This window comes from Polaromonas sp. YR568 (assembly GCF_943369415.1).
In the GTDB taxonomy this organism is placed as follows: domain Bacteria; phylum Pseudomonadota; class Gammaproteobacteria; order Burkholderiales; family Burkholderiaceae_C; genus Polaromonas.
Genome location: NZ_CALRNF020000023.1, coordinates 46,849 through 63,970, shown reverse-complemented (window position 1 = coordinate 63,970; position 17,122 = coordinate 46,849). Strand labels below are relative to the sequence as shown.

General features: G+C 63.0%; 15 protein-coding genes. 14 read left to right on the top strand and 1 reads right to left on the bottom strand.

What is annotated here, in order from left to right; translation table 11 throughout:
* Positions 1-50 precede the first annotated feature (50 nt).
* Complete coding sequence (locus tag ACLV74_RS15350) at positions 51-950, bottom strand: LysR family transcriptional regulator (protein WP_411880262.1); 900 nt, start codon at positions 948-950, stop codon at positions 51-53.
* A gap of 139 nt (positions 951-1,089) precedes the next feature.
* On the opposite strand from ACLV74_RS15350, the gene ACLV74_RS15345 reads away from it, so the two are divergent.
* The 14 genes from ACLV74_RS15345 (at position 1,090) to ACLV74_RS15280 (ending at position 17,106) form a co-directional block, all read left to right on the top strand.
* The gene (locus ACLV74_RS15345) at positions 1,090-2,049 is read left to right on the top strand and encodes an agmatinase (RefSeq protein WP_411880261.1); all 960 of its coding nucleotides are present in this window, start codon (positions 1,090-1,092) and stop codon (positions 2,047-2,049) included.
* A 60-nt stretch (positions 2,050-2,109) separates the two neighbouring features.
* Positions 2,110-2,523: a RidA family protein gene (locus tag ACLV74_RS15340; RefSeq protein ID WP_411880260.1), complete on the top strand. Its 414-nt coding sequence runs from the start codon at positions 2,110-2,112 to the stop codon at positions 2,521-2,523.
* A gap of 324 nt (positions 2,524-2,847) precedes the next feature.
* Positions 2,848-3,636 (top strand): transporter substrate-binding domain-containing protein, encoded by a 789-nt coding sequence (locus ACLV74_RS15335; RefSeq protein WP_411880259.1) that lies wholly within the window; start codon positions 2,848-2,850, stop codon positions 3,634-3,636.
* Between the two features lie 80 nt (positions 3,637-3,716).
* Entirely contained in the window at positions 3,717-5,156 is a 1,440-nt protein-coding gene (locus tag ACLV74_RS15330; RefSeq protein ID WP_411880258.1) for an MmgE/PrpD family protein, read from the top strand.
* A 42-nt stretch (positions 5,157-5,198) separates the two neighbouring features.
* Entirely contained in the window at positions 5,199-5,867 is a 669-nt protein-coding gene (locus ACLV74_RS15325) for an amino acid ABC transporter permease (protein WP_411880257.1), read from the top strand.
* A 10-nt stretch (positions 5,868-5,877) separates the two neighbouring features.
* Complete coding sequence (locus tag ACLV74_RS15320; protein WP_411880256.1) at positions 5,878-6,528, top strand: amino acid ABC transporter permease; 651 nt, start codon at positions 5,878-5,880, stop codon at positions 6,526-6,528.
* A gap of 11 nt (positions 6,529-6,539) precedes the next feature.
* The gene (locus tag ACLV74_RS15315; protein ID WP_411880255.1) at positions 6,540-7,292 is read left to right on the top strand and encodes an amino acid ABC transporter ATP-binding protein; all 753 of its coding nucleotides are present in this window, start codon (positions 6,540-6,542) and stop codon (positions 7,290-7,292) included.
* Positions 7,285-8,262, top strand: a complete 978-nt coding sequence (locus tag ACLV74_RS15310; protein ID WP_411880254.1) for a succinylglutamate desuccinylase/aspartoacylase family protein — start codon at positions 7,285-7,287, stop codon at positions 8,260-8,262. Before ACLV74_RS15315 ends, ACLV74_RS15310 begins: the two co-directional genes overlap by 8 nt.
* A gap of 135 nt (positions 8,263-8,397) precedes the next feature.
* Complete coding sequence (locus tag ACLV74_RS15305; RefSeq protein ID WP_411880253.1) at positions 8,398-9,372, top strand: LysR family transcriptional regulator; 975 nt, start codon at positions 8,398-8,400, stop codon at positions 9,370-9,372.
* 45 nt (positions 9,373-9,417) lie between these two features.
* Positions 9,418-10,839 (top strand): 3-isopropylmalate dehydratase large subunit, encoded by a 1,422-nt coding sequence (gene leuC, locus ACLV74_RS15300; protein ID WP_411880252.1) that lies wholly within the window; start codon positions 9,418-9,420, stop codon positions 10,837-10,839.
* A gap of 10 nt (positions 10,840-10,849) precedes the next feature.
* Positions 10,850-11,500, top strand: a complete 651-nt coding sequence (leuD, locus tag ACLV74_RS15295; RefSeq protein WP_411880251.1) for a 3-isopropylmalate dehydratase small subunit — start codon at positions 10,850-10,852, stop codon at positions 11,498-11,500.
* Between the two features lie 63 nt (positions 11,501-11,563).
* Positions 11,564-12,634, top strand: a complete 1,071-nt coding sequence (gene leuB / locus ACLV74_RS15290) for a 3-isopropylmalate dehydrogenase (RefSeq protein ID WP_411880250.1) — start codon at positions 11,564-11,566, stop codon at positions 12,632-12,634.
* Between the two features lie 379 nt (positions 12,635-13,013).
* Complete coding sequence (gene asd, locus ACLV74_RS15285) at positions 13,014-14,153, top strand: aspartate-semialdehyde dehydrogenase (protein ID WP_411880249.1); 1,140 nt, start codon at positions 13,014-13,016, stop codon at positions 14,151-14,153.
* A 253-nt stretch (positions 14,154-14,406) separates the two neighbouring features.
* Positions 14,407-17,106: a FimV/HubP family polar landmark protein gene (locus ACLV74_RS15280; protein ID WP_411880248.1), complete on the top strand. Its 2,700-nt coding sequence runs from the start codon at positions 14,407-14,409 to the stop codon at positions 17,104-17,106.
* The last annotated feature ends 16 nt before the right edge of the window (positions 17,107-17,122 follow it).

Sequence of the window (17,122 nt, the reverse complement as noted above, 5' to 3'; positions counted from 1 at the left end):
TCTTTTCTGCCTGCCGGAGTGCCGCCCTCTCTTCTGGTGGCCGCCGCCCGCTACTGCGTGTCGCCGGACGATTCGGCAAAGCCCGCATGGAGCTCTTCAAGAATCTTGAGGAAAAGCTCGGCGCGGTGGGTAAAAGGATGTGCGGGATTCGTGACCGCGCAAATGGGGTGGCTGAAAGCCGGGCTGCCGGCCTGAAGCCGCAGCGGATAACGCTTGGCCAGCAGGTTGCCGAAATGGGTGGGCAGCAAACCCTGGTAATGGCCCGTGGCGATCAGCACACCGATGGCCTCCAGCCCTCCGGCGGCCGGACCACGCTCGTAGCCCCATTTGTCGATCGCCTGCTGCACATAGGGATGCATGCGAAACACCAGCGGCAGCTTTTTGCCCTCCTGCTCCCCGACCAGCGTTGAGACGTAGACGCGGTGCGTCTCCTTGAACAGCGGCAAATATCTGAACTCGCCGTCCTCCACGTACTTTCCGCGCAAGGCGATGTCCACCCGGTTTTCCCGCAAGGCCTGGTTGAGCTCTGGGAATGTCATGACCGAAATCTCGGGCTTCACGTTCGGCGCGCGCTCGCGCAAGCGCGCCAGCGCCTGGGGAAACCTGAAATCCGCATGCGAAGTGGCGTGCTCGCCTATGCCTATGGACAGGCAACCCGACAAGACCCCGTGCACCGCATCGATTTCAGGCCGTATGCGCTCCAGCGAGCGCAACGCGCTGGACGCCAGCTTCACGGCCACCTCCCCCTCCGGCGTCAGCCTGAAGCCCGCGGGCCCGCGTTCGCAAAGCTGCACACCCAGGCGCTCTTCCACCTCTCTCACATGGCGGCTGATAGAGGCCTTTGACATGAGCAGTTGCTTCTCGGCGGCGGCAAACCCTCCGGCCTGCGCCACGCTGCAGAACACGCGCAGCGAGCGCAAGTCCTTTTCGTCAAAGTCGAGCTTGATCATGGGTTCAGTCGTGAAAGGTATTGGATTCTAAGACTACACCCTCAAAAAAGTCATTTTTTGATTTGCTTCACGGTCATTAAAGTGCAATGCAAGCCCCGCAAATCCTCCGACGAACCGACCTTAAAACGACGCCCCACACATGGAATCCCTCACCGTCCCTCCCCGCACCGGCCACAAGACCCTGCTGTACTCCGAACTCGTGACGCAGCTTGAAGGCCTGCAGTCGGACATCGCCATCCTCGGCATGCCCTTCGGTTCCGCCTACAGCCCCCGCGGCTTCACCAACGACCAGACCAACGCGCCCCAGGCCATACGCGACGTCACCGACCGCATCGTTCGCGCGCCCGAGCATTACGACTTCGACATCGACGGCCCGCTGCTGCAAGGCCGCACCGACATCCGTTTTGTCGATTGCGGCGACGTGCTGCCCGACCTGAAGATCCCGGGCGACCACTACCGCAAGGCCGAACTGGCGGTGCGCCACATCCTCAAGGGCGGCGGCCTGCCGATCGTCTTGGGCGGCGACCACGGCATCACCAACCCCATCCTGCGCGCCTTTGATGAGGTCGGCCCCATCACGCTGGTCCATGTCGACGCCCACCTTGACTGGCGCGACGAGGTCAATGGCGTCAAGGACGGCCTGTCCAGCCCCATCCGCCGCGCGTCGGAACTGCCCTTCGTCAAGCACATCGTGCAGATCGGCTTGCGCGCCCAAGGCAGCGGACGCCCGGCCGACTACCAGGCGGCGCGTGACTACGGCGCCGTGCTGATCTCCGCCTACGAGTTGCATGAGGTCGGCATGAAGGCCGTGCTGGACCGCATTCCCTCCGGCGGCAATTACTACCTCACCATAGACGCCGACGGCCTGGATCCGACCATCATGCCCGCCGTCGACGGGCCCGCGCCCGGCGGCGTCGACTTCGTGCAGGCACGCGCGCTGATTCACGGCCTGGTAAAAAAAGGACGTGTGGTGGGAATGGACATCGTGGAGATCCAGCCCGCCAAGGACACCGCCACCAGGCTGACCTGCGTGACGGCAGGGCGCCTGATCGTCAACCTCATCGGCAGCACCATCAAGGCCGGTTACTTCGACAGATAACACCCGCACCCGCCGGCAACACCCACCTTTCTCCCTCATCAAACTACCAAGAGCACACTCATGGCGCACACACGCATCCGCAAATTCAACACCAAGGACACCTATCCCGAGCAGTCCATCAGCAACGATTTATGCCAGGCCGTTGTGGCGCGCGGGACCACAGTGTTCCTGCGCGGCCAGATAGGCCAGAACCTCGACACGTCCGAAAGCGTTTGCATTGGCGACGTCGCCGGCCAGACGGAACAGGCGATGAAGAACATCGACATACTGATGAAGGAAGCCGGCGGAAAACTCGAGCACATCTGCAAGCTCACGGTGTACATCAGCGACCCGCGCTATCGCGAAGATGTTTATCGCGTGGTCGGCAAATGGCTTGCCGGTGTGTATCCGGTGTCCACCGGCATCGTGGTGTCGGCTTTTGCGCGTCCTGAATATCTTGTTGAAGTGGATGCCACCGCGGTCATTCCTGATTGAAAAATTCACGGCGGCATCGATAGCGGTCCATGCGTTTTGAACAAAAAAATAAATGTTCAAAATATGATGAATCTCCAATGAAAAAAACGTTTTTGGCATGCGTCTTGCACCATCAATAAAGTACCCGACAAGCAATGCACTGAAGACTATTTTCCGTACATCGCCTGGCTGGTTCTACAAGACCGATGCTGAAGTTTTTTGATCGCGGAGTTGGAGATGCGCGCTGAATTTAAAGGCGCATTAAAAAAAGAGCGAGGCAATTTGAGCGCTTGAGATCGGTTGGTTAAGGCAATCATGAATCCCCACCTGGAAAGAACCATTCACATGAAACGCAGATCCACACTACTCGCCTGCATGGCCCTGTTGAGCAGCTTGCTGGCCTTCCCGGCTGTTGCGGCCGACGATGCATTGAGCAAAATCCTGTCGCGAAAAACCATTCGCGTCGCCGTGCCCACCGACTATCCCCCTTATGGGTTCGTCGGCACCGATATGGCGCCAAAAGGCTATGACATCGAGATGGCCAACATCATCGCGACCAAGCTGGGCGTGAAGCTGGAACTCATTCCCGTCACCGGGCCGAATCGCATCGCCTACCTGCAAACACAAAAGGCCGACCTCACGATTTCTTCGTTGGGAAAAACGCCGGAGCGCGAGAAGGTCATCGATTACAGCGTGGCCTACGCCCCCTTCTTTGATGCCATCTTCGGCAGCAAGGAAGTGCAGGCCAAGAGCTTTGGCGAACTGACGGGCAAAACCATCTCGGTGACCCGCGGCTCCATGCAGGACGAAGAACTGCAGCGCCTGGCGCCCGCCGCCGTCGTCAAACGCTTTGAAGACAACAACAGCACGCTGGCCGCTTTCCTTTCGGGGCAAACCCAGATGTTCGCAACGGGCACAGCCGTCGCCGCCGCCATCAAGCAGAAGAATCCGGCGCTGAGCCTGGAGCTGAAAGTGATCCTGGCGAACGCCCCCTGCTATGTGGGCGTTCCCAAAGGAGAAACCCAGCTGCTGGCGAAAGTCAACCAGATCATTCTGGACGCCAAGAAAGCGGGCACGCTGGACGAGATTTCCCAACGGTGGCTGGGCGCGCCTGCGGGCAATCTCCCGGAGTAAGTTCTTCCCCAGGCATGCGTGCCTCCTCTTCTCCCGCGATGCATCTTTTTCCAGATGCGGCGGGAGCACCGCTACTTGACTTGATCCAGCTACCGCCAGGTCATGGAAGGGGCAGGCATGTCTCAGAAAGAATTTCGATGACGACGACGCATCTCTCTGTGACGCAGAGGCTGGCCCGGTGGGCGTCAGATCTGCAAGGCAGCGCCATTCCCGATACCGTGCGGGCGCTGGCCAAAACCAGCCTGATCGACACGATAGGCGTGTCCATCGCGGGATCCCGGACGCGCGTGGGCGGCATCGCCAGGGAGACCGGCCTTCAAGCCGGCTCGCGCGGGTGGTCAACGCTGTTCGGCTGCACCACGCGCGTGTCGGAACAAACGGCAGCCTTCGTCAACGGCGCCTCGGCCCATGCGCTTGACTTCGACGACAACTGCTATGCGGGTGTCGTGCATGGGTCCGCGGTGATCGCCCCGGCGGCACTGGCGGTGGGCCAAAAGGTCAACGCCTGCGGTAAAGACCTGATTACGGCTTTCGTCGCCGGATCGGAATGTGAGTACGCGGTAGGGGCAGCGTCAAAAAACATTCTGTACGAGCAAGGCTGGTGGACCACCGGTGTGCTCGGTCCCATAGGTGCCTGCGTGGCCGCATCGCATTTGCTGAAACTTGACCCCGAGAAGATGAGCTCGGCCCTGGGCCTTGCCATCACAGGCGCAGGCGGAACCAAGGCCTGCTTCGGCACCGACGGCAAGGCCTTGATGGCGGGCCGCGCCGCGGAGGCGGGCGTTGCCTGCGCACTGCTTGCCGCGCAGGGCGCGCGCGGCCCGCTGGACGCCGTCGAATCCACCAACGGCTTCGCCAGGCTGTTCAATGAAGGTGTGTTTGACCTCGCGGCGATGGATGGCCTGGGCTCCCGCTGGTTTTCGCAGGAGCCGGGCGTGGACATCAAGCGGATTCCGGTCTGCCTTTCATCCCATGCCGCGGTTGATGCGCTCATGAACCTGGTGGCCACGCACAACATCCGGCTCGATGACATCGAAAGCATTGTGTGCAACGTGCCGCCCATGGTGGCCAGAAACCTGGTTTACAACCAGCCGGAGACGATCCAGCAGAGCCAGTTCAGCATGCAGTACGCCATCGCCGTCTCCCTGAAGTTCGGGAGCTTCACACTGGCGCATCTTGACGAGAAGTTGTTGAATGACCGGGAGCTGGCCTCGCTCATGGCGCGGGTTCAGATGTGCACGGGGCCTTTGTGGGATGACGCTGAACTGCGGCAATCCGCACCGGAGGGCGCGGAAGTTCACCTGCGATTGCGCGACGGGAAAGTGTTGCAGTTCTTCAGGGCCACGGCGCGAGGCTCGGTCGGCTCGCCCTTGAGCCGCGAGGAAATAGGCGACAAATTTCTGGCCTGTGCAACGCCAACCATAGGCAGCGATCCTGCGGCGAGCCTTCTCTCGCGCCTTGATGCACTGGATGGTGAGATTTTGCTGCGAGAGATTTTTGAAAAGCAAACTGCCTCATGATGCAAGCGTCCATGCCCTCCTTCTTTTATCCATTGGATCGCCATGTCGGTACTTGATTTTTCCGCGGTCGTGCAAGCCTGGCCCCTGTTCCTGGAGGGCTTGTGGCTGACGTGTGTGTTGACCGCCGTCAGCTGCCTGCTGGGCACGCTGCTGGGCGCCGCCTGCGCCTGGGGCCGTATTCAAGGGCCTGCATGGCTGAAAGCCGGGCTGGCTTGTTATGTCGAGCTGTTCCGCAACACGCCCTTCATCATCCAGATCTTCTTCATCTTTTTCGGTGTCGCCTCCGTCGGCCTGAAGATGAGCGCGATACCGGCCAGCCTGATCGCCCTGGTGCTCAACCTCGGCGCCTACGCCTGCGAGATCATCCGCGCCGGGATAGAAGCCACACCCAAGGGCCAGATCGAGGCCGCCCAGTCTCTGGCCTTGAGCCGCTGGCAGATCTTCACCCGCGTCCTGATCGCACCCGCACTCGCGCGCGTGTGGCCGGCGCTGATCAGCCAATTGGTCATCATCATGCTGGCCTCTTCGGTGTGCAGCCAGATATCGGCGGAAGAGGTGTCCTATGCCGCCAACTTCGTGGCCGGCAAAACCTTCCGCAGCTTTGAGGCCTTCATGGTCGTCACCGCGTGTTATCTCGTGCTGGCCATCCTGCTGCGCAAACTGCTTTTATGGATAGGCCCGCGTTTTGTCTTCGGGCGAATGAAATTCTGAAAGTAGAACGATGAGCAGCTTTACCACCTGGGACGTCATCCGCAACCTGTTGTTGTCGGTGCCGTGGACGCTTTTTCTGTCGGCCATTGCATTTGTGGGCGGCTCCGTGCTGGGACTTGTCCTGCTGGTGCTTCGCATCATGAAGCCGCATTCATTTGGCCGAGCCATCACCTGGTATGTGCAGCTGTTCCAGGGAACGCCGCTGCTCATGCAGCTGTTCCTGACCTACTTCGGCCTCGCGCTGTTCGGCCTGAACCCCTCACCCCTGCTGGCCGCGACCTTGTGCCTGTCTTTGTACGCCGGCGCTTTCCTGACGGAGACCTGGCACGGCAGCGTGATGTCCATCCCCAAGGGGCAATGGGAAGCCTCGAGCAGCCTGGCGCTGAACCTGCGCGAACAACTGCGCTACGTCATCTTCCCGCAGGCCATCAAGGTTTCCGTCCCGCCCACCGTGGGCCTGGGCGTGCAGATCATCAAGAACACCTCATTGGCATCGGTGATCGGTTTTGTCGAGCTGACGAGAACCGGCCAGATCATCACCAACGTGACCTACGACCCCTTCTTCGTTTACGGTGTTGTCGCGTTGCTGTATTTCGCGATCTGCTTTCCCTGCTCCATGTGGGGCCGCGCGCTTGAGCGCAAATTCAGCTTCAAACATTGAGGAACGCTCCCATGACAGACGTCCAGCCCACCGGTTTGGTGGAAATCAGGAAACTGCGCAAAAGCTATGGCGAGGTCGAGGTGCTCAAAGGCATAGACCTTTGCATCAAGCGCAAGGAGGTGGTGTGCATCATCGGCAAAAGCGGTTCGGGGAAAAGCACCTTGCTGCGTTGCGTGAACGGGCTTGAAGTTTTCCAGCAAGGGGAATTGCTGGTCGATGGGCAGCCCGTAAAAAGCCACGACGCGCACGCCATGCGCACGCTGCGGCAAAAAGTCGGCATGGTGTTTCAAAGCTTTAACCTGTTTCCGGCCATGAGCGCCGGAAACAACGTCATGCTGGCGCCCAGACTGGTCAAAGGCCTGCCGGATGCGCAAACGAGGGCACTCGCGGAAAAGCTGCTCAAGCGCGTGGGGCTGGAAGACAAATTCGACAGCTACCCCCATGAACTGTCGGGCGGCCAGCAGCAGCGTGTGGCCATCGCTCGCGCGCTGGCCATGAACCCCGAGGTCATTCTTTGCGATGAAATCACCTCCGCGCTCGACCCGGAACTTGTAGGGGAGGTGTTGCAGGTCATTGAAGGCCTGGCCGAAGAAGGGGTTACGCTCATGATCGTGACGCACGAAATGAACTTCGCCAGGAAAGTCTGCGACCGCATCATCTTCATGCACCAGGGACTGGTCCATGAGATGGGAACACCGGAAGCCATCTTCACCAACCCGCAGACACCGGAGCTGCGAAACTTTTTATCCATGAACCATGGCTGAGCTCATGCCCGAACACATTCCCGCCAAAGCGCATGCAGTGCAACTGCAAGCGCCAACCATCACGTCCCGCGCCGCCTCCGCCACCGGCGTTGAGTACGTGCATGAGCTAGCCTCAGGCCTGCAAGGGCCCGAGGTGCTGGTCACCGCGCTGGTGCATGGCAACGAATACTCCGGCGCGATGGCGCTCGATGCCTTCCTTGGCAGCGGCATCCGCCCACGCAAAGGCCGCATCACCGCCGCGTTCTGCAACGTCGCGGCTTTCGCGCGCTTCGATCCGGCCATCCCTGACGCCTCGCGCTTTGTCGACGAGGATTTCAACCGCGTGTGGTCGCTTGAACGGCTGGACGGTGCGGGGCATAGCAGCGAACTGGAGCGGGCAAGAACGCTGCGGCCTTTTGTCGAGCGCGCTACTTATCTGCTGGACCTGCATTCCATGCACGAGCCCTGCGAGCCGCTGCTGGTCACAGGACTGCTGCAACGCAACATCGATTTCGCACAATCGCTGGGCCTGGGCGCGCAGGTGATCGTGGATGCGGGCCATGAGGACGGCGTGCGCATGCGTGATTTCGACCGGCTGGCGGATCCCGCGCGATCGGAGATTGCGCTGCTGCTGGAAGCCGGCCAGCACTGGGACCCTTCATCCCTTGAAACGGCCCGCAACGCACTGATGCGATTCCTGCTCGCCTCCGGCGTGATTGAGAGCGGCGACGTGCCGCCCGGCTGGACCTTGCCGGACGCGCCGGCGCCACAGCCCCTGGTCGTGACCCACCGCATCGTGGCCAAATCCATGGACTTCCGGTTTGTCCAGGATTTCCGCGGCGGCGAAGTCATCCGCAAGGCCGGGGAACTCATCGCCAGGGATGCCGGCGAACCCATAGTCGCCCCTTACGACGATTGCGTGCTGATCATGCCCTCCGTCAAGCAGCTACGGCCGGGCGTGACCACGGTGCGGCTGGGCCGCAGAAGCTGAGCCTGGCCGGGTAACTTCCCGGAAAACGCCCATCGGCAAGCGGGTCATCGCGTATTGCGATGGCAAAACCCTGTTCTTAGCGGCAAAATGGCGTTTCACCGTCGTCGAATGCGATGACGTCAAGCCACAAGCCCCATGAAAAGCTCAGAACGCAACTTTGCCCGCCGCATTGACCTGACCTCGCTTCAGCTCTTTGTGGCCGTGTGCGAGCTGGGCAGCATAGGCAAGGCGGCCGAGCGCGAATTCATCGCCGCTTCCGCCGTGAGCAAGCGGCTCTCCGACCTCGAAGCCACGCTGGACACGCCGCTGCTGTACCGTCACACGCGCGGCGTCGATTTGACGCCGGCCGGCGAAAGCCTGTTGCACCACGCGCGTTCGGTGCTGTTCAGCCTCGAAAAAATGCAGAGCGAGCTCAGCGAATATGCCAACGGCGTGCGCGGCCACGTGCGCGTGCATGCCAGCATCTCGGCCATCGTGCAGTTCCTGCCCGAAGACCTGGGCGCTTTCACGCGCGAGCATTCCGGCATCAAGATAGACCTGGAAGAGCACCTGAGCACCGAGGTCGTTCGCGCCGTGCAGGAAGGCGCGGCCGACCTGGGCATCTGCAACACGGCCGACGGCACGGGCGACCTGCAGACCCTGCCCTACCGCACCGACAAGCTGGTGCTCATCGTTCCCCGGGGCCATCCGCTGTGCGCGCAAGGCGCCATCCGCTTCGAAGCCGCGCTGGACTACGACCAGGTCGGCCTGCATTCCAACAGCTCGATTTACCTGGCAATGCGGGAAGCCGCGGCGCGGCTGGGCCGCACCATCAAGCTGCGCATCCACGTGACCGGCCTGGACGCCATGTGCCGCATGATCCACAACGGCCTGGGTGTGGGCGTGATGCCGCAGCGCGCCTTTGAACTGACGCACGGCGTCGGCGAACTCGAATCCATCCCGCTGCTGGACAGCTGGGCCGAGCGCCAGATCCAGCTGGTGGCGCGCGACTTTTCCACCCTGCCCCTGACGGCCCGGCTGCTGGTCGACCACCTGGCGCAGCCGGCGCCGCAAACGACCCGCGGCAAACCCGCCAAAACCGCGGCGGCCGCTGACCACGCGGCCGCCTAAAATCACCCCACGACAGACGACAACAAGAGACCACGAAGGAAAACCATGGGACGCACCCTCTACGACAAAATCTGGGACGAGCACGTCGTTCATACCGAAGAAGACGGCACGGCCATCCTCTACATAGACCGCCACCTGGTGCACGAAGTCACCAGCCCGCAAGCCTTCGAAGGCCTGCGTGAGGCCGGCCGCAAGGTCTGGCGCATCAGCTCCATCGTCGCGACCGCCGACCACAACACGCCCACCACCGGCTGGGAGCTGGGCTACGACGGCATCACCGACCTGGTCAGCAAGGAACAGATCACCACGCTGGACAGCAACATCAAGGAATTCGGCGCGGCCGCGTTCTTCCCCTTCCTCTCCAAGCGCCAGGGCATCGTGCACGTCATCGGCCCCGAAAGCGGCGCGACCCTGCCCGGCATGACGGTGGTCTGCGGCGACTCGCACACCTCCACCCACGGCGCCTTCGGCGCGCTGGCGCACGGCATAGGCACCAGCGAGGTCGAGCACGTGATGGCCACGCAGACCCTGCTGGCCAAAAAGGCCAGGAACATGCTCGTGAAGGTCGAAGGCAAGCTCGCACCCGGCCTCACCGGCAAGGACATCGTGCTGGCCATCATCGGCAAGATCGGCACGGCAGGCGGCACCGGCTACACAATTGAATTCGGCGGCGCGGCGATACGCGCGCTCAGCATGGAAGGCCGCATGACGGTCTGCAACATGGCGATTGAAGCTGGCGCGCGCGCCGGCCTGGTCGCGGTGGACCAGAAGACCATCGACTACGTCAAGGGCCGGCTGCTTTCGCCCACCGGCGTCGAATGGGACATGGCCGCCAAATACTGGAACACGCTGCAGTCCGATGCCGACGCGAAATTCGACGCCGTGGTCGAGCTCGACGCCGGCCAGATCCGCCCGCAGGTCACCTGGGGCACCTCGCCCGAAATGGTGCTGTCCATCGACGACCGCGTGCCCGATCCCGACAAGGAAAAAGACGCCAACAAGCGCGACGCCATCGAACGCGCCCTCAAGTACATGGGCCTGGAGCCCGGCAAGGCGCTCAACGACCTCTATGTCGACAAGGTGTTCATCGGCTCCTGCACCAACAGCCGCATTGAAGACATGCGCGAAGCCGCGGCCGTCATCAAGAAGATAGGCCAGAAGGTCGCCAAGAATGTGAAGCTGGCGCTGGTGGTGCCGGGCTCGGGCCTGGTCAAGGAGCAGGCCGAGCGCGAAGGCCTGGACAAGATTTTTGTGGCCGCCGGCTTCGAGTGGCGCGAACCGGGCTGCTCCATGTGCCTGGCCATGAACGCCGACCGGCTGGAGCCGGGCGAACGCTGCGCTTCCACCAGCAACCGCAACTTCGAAGGCCGCCAGGGCGCCGGCGGGCGCACCCACCTGGTCAGCCCCGCGATGGCCGCGGCGGCGGCCGTGCACGGCCATTTCGTAGACATCCGCAAATTCTCCTGAGGGCAGCACCATGCAGAAATTCACCGTACACAAGGGCCTCGTCGCCCCCATGGACCGCGAGAACGTCGACACCGACGCCATCATCCCCAAGCAGTTCCTCAAATCCATCCGCAAGACCGGCTTCGGCCCCAACCTGTTTGACGCATGGCGCTACCTGGACCCGGGCTTCCCCGGCCAGGACCCGGCCTCGCGCAAGCCGAATCCCGACTTTGTGCTGAACCAGCCGCGCTACGCCGGCGCGTCCATCCTGCTGGCGCGCAAGAACTTCGGCTGCGGCTCCTCGCGCGAACACGCGCCCTGGGCGCTGGACCAATACGGCTTTCGCGCCATCATCGCGCCCAGCTATGCCGACATCTTCTTCAACAACAGCTTCAAGAACGGCCTGCTGCCCATCGTGCTGCCAGAAGCGCAAGTTGCCGCGCTGTTCGACGAAGCGCTGGCCTTCCCGGGCTACCAGCTGACGGTGGACCTGGAGCGCCAGGTCATCGTCAAGCCGCAGGGCGAGGAACTCCCCTTCGACGTGCAGGCTTTTCGCAAATACTGCCTGGTCAACGGCCTGGACGACATCGGCCTGACCTTGCGCCAGAGCGACAAGATCAAGGCCTTTGAAGCCGAGCGCCTGGCGACCAAGCCATGGCTGAACCACACCGTGGCCGGCTGAACACCATCCCGCATCCGCCGCGGCCCGCCAACACGGGCCGCGGCCTTCACAAAGACAGCAAAAATGAAAATCGCAATCCTGCCTGGTGACGGCATCGGTACCGAAATCGTCGCGGAAGCCGTCAAGGTCCTCAAAGCACTTGACCTCAAGTTTGAAACCGAAAGCGCATTGGTCGGCGGTGCCGCCTACGAAGCCCACGGCCATCCGCTGCCCGAGGCCACACTCAAGCTCGCCAAGGATGCGGACGCCGTGTTGTTCGGCGCGGTCGGCGACTGGAAATACGACAAGCTGGACCGGCCGCTGCGCCCCGAGCAGGCCATCCTGGGCCTGCGCAAAAACCTGGGGCTGTTCGCCAACTTCCGCCCGGCCATCTGCTATGCGCAGCTGGTGGACGCCTCCAGCCTCAAGCGCGAGCTGGTGTCCGGCCTGGACATCCTCATCATCCGCGAGCTGACCGGCGACATTTACTTCGGCCAGCCGCGCGGCCGCCGCGTCTCGCCGGACGGCCACTTTCCCGGTTCCGAGGAAGCTTTTGACACCATGCGCTATTCGCGCCCCGAGATCGAACGCATCGCCCACGTCGCCTTCCAGGCGGCCCGCAAACGCGACAAGCGCGTAACCAGCGTCGACAAGGCCAACGTGCTGGAAACCTTCCAGCTCTGGAAAGACGTGGTCACCGAAGTCGGCAAGGAGTACCCTGACGTCGCGCTGGACCATATGTATGTGGACAACGCCGCCATGCAGCTGGTCAAAGCGCCCAAGAAGTTCGACGTGGTCGTCACCGGCAATATGTTCGGCGACATCCTCAGCGACGCCGCCGCCATGCTGACCGGCTCCATCGGCATGCTGCCCTCGGCCAGCCTGAACGACAAAAACCAGGGCCTGTACGAGCCCAGCCATGGCAGCGCGCCGGACATCGCAGGCAAGGGCGTCGCCAATCCGCTGGCCACGATTTTGAGCGCCGCCATGATGCTGCGCTTCAGCCTGAACCAGCCCGAAGCCGCCGCCCGCATCGAAAAAGCCGTGGACGCCGTGCTGAGCCAGGGCCTGCGCACACCCGACATCTACAGCGAAGGCACGACCAAGGTCGGCACGGTGCAGATGGGGGATGCCGTCGTCAAGGCGCTTGGATAACTGAAGCCCCCACGCTTTTCACTCCGTGTCATGCGCTGCCCCCCAAGGGGGCGCATTTTTCCTTGGGGCGGCCCGGCGGATAAACATCTTTGACGTTTTTTCGCCGCAAACCGCTTCAAACAAAAGTTTTGCCTATGGTTTGAGGCGGCTGTCAGGCTCGGCAAAGCCAAGCCTGGCTACAATCGGCACCTATGCGCAAAAATCCCGCTTTCACCCACTGCCCCGCCGCCCTGCGCGCGGGACGTGGCGCGCCGGTTTTTGCCCAGATCACCAAGACGACCACCATTAAAGGCTAGCAAGCCTGGTTCGTCGTGCCCTGCCGGCTCGATGAGCCGGGCCAAAAAGCCATTTTTATGTACTTTTTGAAGGGGCAGTTCCAATGAAACTCAAAGGCAATCTCACAGGACTCGTCGGCTGGCGCGGCATGGTCGGCTCGGTCCTGATCGACCGCATGCAGGCCGAAGGCGACTTCGACCTGATCGAGCCGGTATTCTTCTCGACCTCCAACGCGGGCGGAAAAGCCCCCGCCCAGGCGAAGAACGAGACCACGCTGAAAGACGCCTTCGACATTGAAGCCCTCAAGAAGTGCGACGTCATCATCACGGCGCAGGGCGGGGACTACACCTCCGAAGTCTTTCCCAAACTGCGGGCGGCCGGCTGGAAGGGCCACTGGATCGACGCGGCCTCCACGCTGCGCATGAACGACGACGCCGTCATCATCCTGGACCCGGTCAACCTGCCCGTGATCCAGAACGCGCTGGCCAAGGGCGGCAGCAACTGGATTGGCGGCAACTGCACCGTCAGTTGCATGCTGATGGGCGTGGGCGCGCTGTACAAGGCCGGCCTGGTCGAGTGGATGACCAGCATGACCTACCAGGCGGCCTCGGGCGGCGGCGCGCAGCACATGCGCGAGCTGCTCACGCAATTCGGCACGCTCAACAGCGAAGTCCGCACGCTGCTGGACGACCCCAAGTCCGCGATTCTCGAAATCGACCGCCGCATCCTCGCCAAGCAGCAAAGCCTCAGCAACTCCGAAACCGCCAATTTCGGCGTGCCGCTGGGCGGCTCGCTGATCCCCTGGATCGACAAGGACCTGGGAAACGGCATGAGCAAGGAAGAATGGAAGGGCGGCGCCGAAACCAACAAGATCCTGGGCCAGGGCGCCAGCTTCGGCACAGCCGAAACCCCGGTTGACGGCTTCTGCGTGCGCATTGGCGCCATGCGCTGCCACAGCCAGGCACTGACCTTCAAGCTCAAGAAGGACGTGCCGCTGGCCGATATCGAGGCCATGATCGCGGCCGACAACGAGTGGGTCAAGGTCGTGCCCAACACGCGCGAGGCATCGGTCAAGAACCTTACGCCGGTGGCCGTCACCGGCACCATGCAGATCCCGGTGGGCCGCCTGCGCAAGCTGGCCATGGGACCGGACTACCTCGGCGCCTTCACCGTGGGTGACCAGTTGCTGTGGGGCGCGGCCGAGCCGCTGCGCCGCATGCTGCGCATCCTGCTGCAGGCCTGAATTAATGGAGGTGAGCGGCTGCAAACATTCAGCCGCCCATCCGTAACTACATGTCACAAGACGTTGTCGTCAGACAACATCCGAAACTTGTAAGTTGCTGCTAACTCGCTGTGTCAAAACTTAAGTGGTGTCTTAGCTTGTCAGCCTAATGCCTTGATGTTAAGGTTGTTTTTCGAAAATTCGCATCGAGGTTTTTGTGCGCATAAGCAGAATAAAGTTACATGCAGACCGAGCACTGGAGGCTCACAACCCCATGAATAATCGCGGTCGTTGGCGTATCGGCGCCCTGGCAAGTGCCATTGCACTTCTGGGCAGCCTGGCAAGTCTGGAAGCCCATGCGCTCGCGCTGGGCCGGATCACGGTTCAATCAGCGCTAGGGGAACCCTTACGCGCCGAAATCGAGATCGCCGACATCCGGCCCGACGAAGCCTCCAGCCTCAAGGCCGGCGTGGCACCGGCCGACACCTTCAAGGCCGCCGGCTTGGAATACGGCAGCGTGGCGGCCGGCGTCGAAGTCAGCCTGCAACGCCGGGCCGACGGCCGTTCATTCCTGCGGCTGAGCAGCAGCCGTCCCGTCACCGAGCCTTTTGTCGACCTTATCCTGGAAGCCAGCTGGGCCAACGGCCGCATCACGCGCGACTACACCATGCTGTTCGACCCGCCGGCCATGCGCTCGGCCGGTTCAGGCGCGGCGATCGCGCCCACGGCGCCCGTCCTGTCGTCGCGGCCTTCAGCACCTGTAGCGCCACCCGCCAGAGGCATGGCCTCCATCCCCTATTCACCGCCGGCCGGCCCCAGCAGCCGCCCCGCACCAGTCGCCAAGGCTCCCGCCGCACCATTGGAAAAAATCCCCGCTGGTGGCGACAAACAGGTGACGGTCAAGTCCGGTGACACCGCCGGCAAGATCGCCGCCCAGAACAAGCCGGCCAGCATTTCGCTGGACCAGATGCTGGTGGCCCTGCTGCGCAGCAACCCGGATGCCTTCATAGGCGGCAACGTCAACCGCGTGAAATCCGGCGCCGTGCTGGATATCCCCAGCGCGGATACGGCCGGTGCGATTTCCGCCGCCGAAGCCACCCAGACCATCGTCGCGCAAAGCAAGGACTTCAACAGCTTCCGCCGCAAACTCGCCGAAGGTGTGCCGGCCACGCAAGTGGCCAGCGCCGACCGCCAGGCCGGCGGCAAGGTGCAGGCCAAGGTCGAAGACCGCGCACCGGCCAGCACCACGCCCGACAAGCTGACGCTCTCCAAAGGCGCCGTCCAGGGCAAGGCAGCCACGGCGGCCGAAGAAAAGATCGCCAAGGAACGCCAGGCCAAGGAAGCTTCCACCCGCGTGGCAGAGTTGTCCAAAAACATCAACGACTTGAGCAAGCTGGGCGGTGCACCCGCGGCAGCGCCTGCGGCCAAAGCACCCGGTGTCGCCGTTCCCGCGCCCGCCGTTCTGCCCGCGCCTGTCCCTGTGCCGGCACCCGCCGCCCCGGCAGCCGCAGTCACTCCTGCGGCGCCCGCGGTGACCGCAGCCCCCGCTGTGGCAACTCCCGCCCCCGCCCCCACGGCGCAGGCAGCCAGCGCAGCCGGCAGCAGCCTGCCGGCATCCGCCTCCCCCGCAGACACTTCCGCCAGCCCGGCCCCTGCGCTTGCCGCCTCCCAGCCGGCGCCCGTCGCCAGCGCGGTGGTCGCGGCCCCCGTGGTGGTTCCCAAAAAACCCGTGGTCGTTCCGCCGCCCCCGCCTGAGCCCAGCCTGATCGACGAACTGCTTGATAACCCGCTGGTACTGCCGATCGCCGGTGGTTTGCTGCTGTTGCTGGCCGGCTTCGGTTTTTACCGCTACCGCCAGCGCGGCGGTGCGGCCCAGGTGGACAGTTCTTTCCTCGAAAGCAGGCTGCAACCAGATTCTTTTTTCGGCGCCAGCGGCGGCCAAAGAATTGACACGAATGAAGGCAACGCCACCGGTTCGTCCCTGGTGTATTCGCCCAGTCAATTGGATGCCGCTGGCGACGTCGACCCCGTAGCCGAAGCCGATGTGTACCTGGCCTATGGACGCGATCTGCAGGCCGAAGAAATCCTGAAGGAGGCGATGCGCACCAGTCCGACGCGCGTGGCCATCCATGCCAAGCTGATGGAAATCTACGCCAAACGCCGGGACAGCAAGGCCTTTGAAACCGTTGCCATTGAAGCCTTCAACCTGACCCACGGCAGTGGCCCTGAATGGGCTTACATCACCGAAATGGGCCGCGAGCTGGACCCCGCCAACCCGATGTACCAGCCCGGCGGCCAGCCCGCCGGCGCCGCCAAGGCCGGCGGCACCTCGGCATTCAGCCCGGGCGGCACCGTGGCCATGGTGGCGCAGCCGGTTTATGTTCCGCCAGCGCCTGCGCCTGCGATGGATGTCGACCTCGACCTGGACTTCTCGCTCGATGATGAGCCTGATACGGCGGCCACCACCCCCGCCGTCATCTCGGCCCCACCGCCGCCGCCCGCTCCCCCGCCCGCGGTAGCTCACAAACCGGAACCGGCCCCACTGAACATGGATTTCAGCAGCGCCACGGTGGCCCTGCCCACGGCGCCGGCAGCCAAACCGGTTGCGGCAGCACCTGAAGACTTCATGTCCGAAGGCCTGAACTTCACGCCCGAACCGTTCACACCCGCCCCCAAACCGGTAGCCCCGGTGAAGGCGGCCGCGGCACCCGCCCCGGCCGTGGCCGACAGCGGCATGCTGGAGTTCGACCTCGGTTCGCTGTCGCTCGACCTGAACGGCCCCACCACGGAAAGCCCGGCCCTTCCGATAGAGGTTTCGTCCGACGACCCGCTGGAAACCAAATTCCTGCTGGCGGAAGAATTCCGTTCCCTGGGTGATTCCGACGGCGCCAGGTCCCTGGCCGAAGAGGTGTTGGCCGAAGCCAAGGGCCCGCTGAAGGTCAAGGCGCAGGCCTTCCTGAACGCCCTGTCGTGAGCGCAGCCTGAACGCG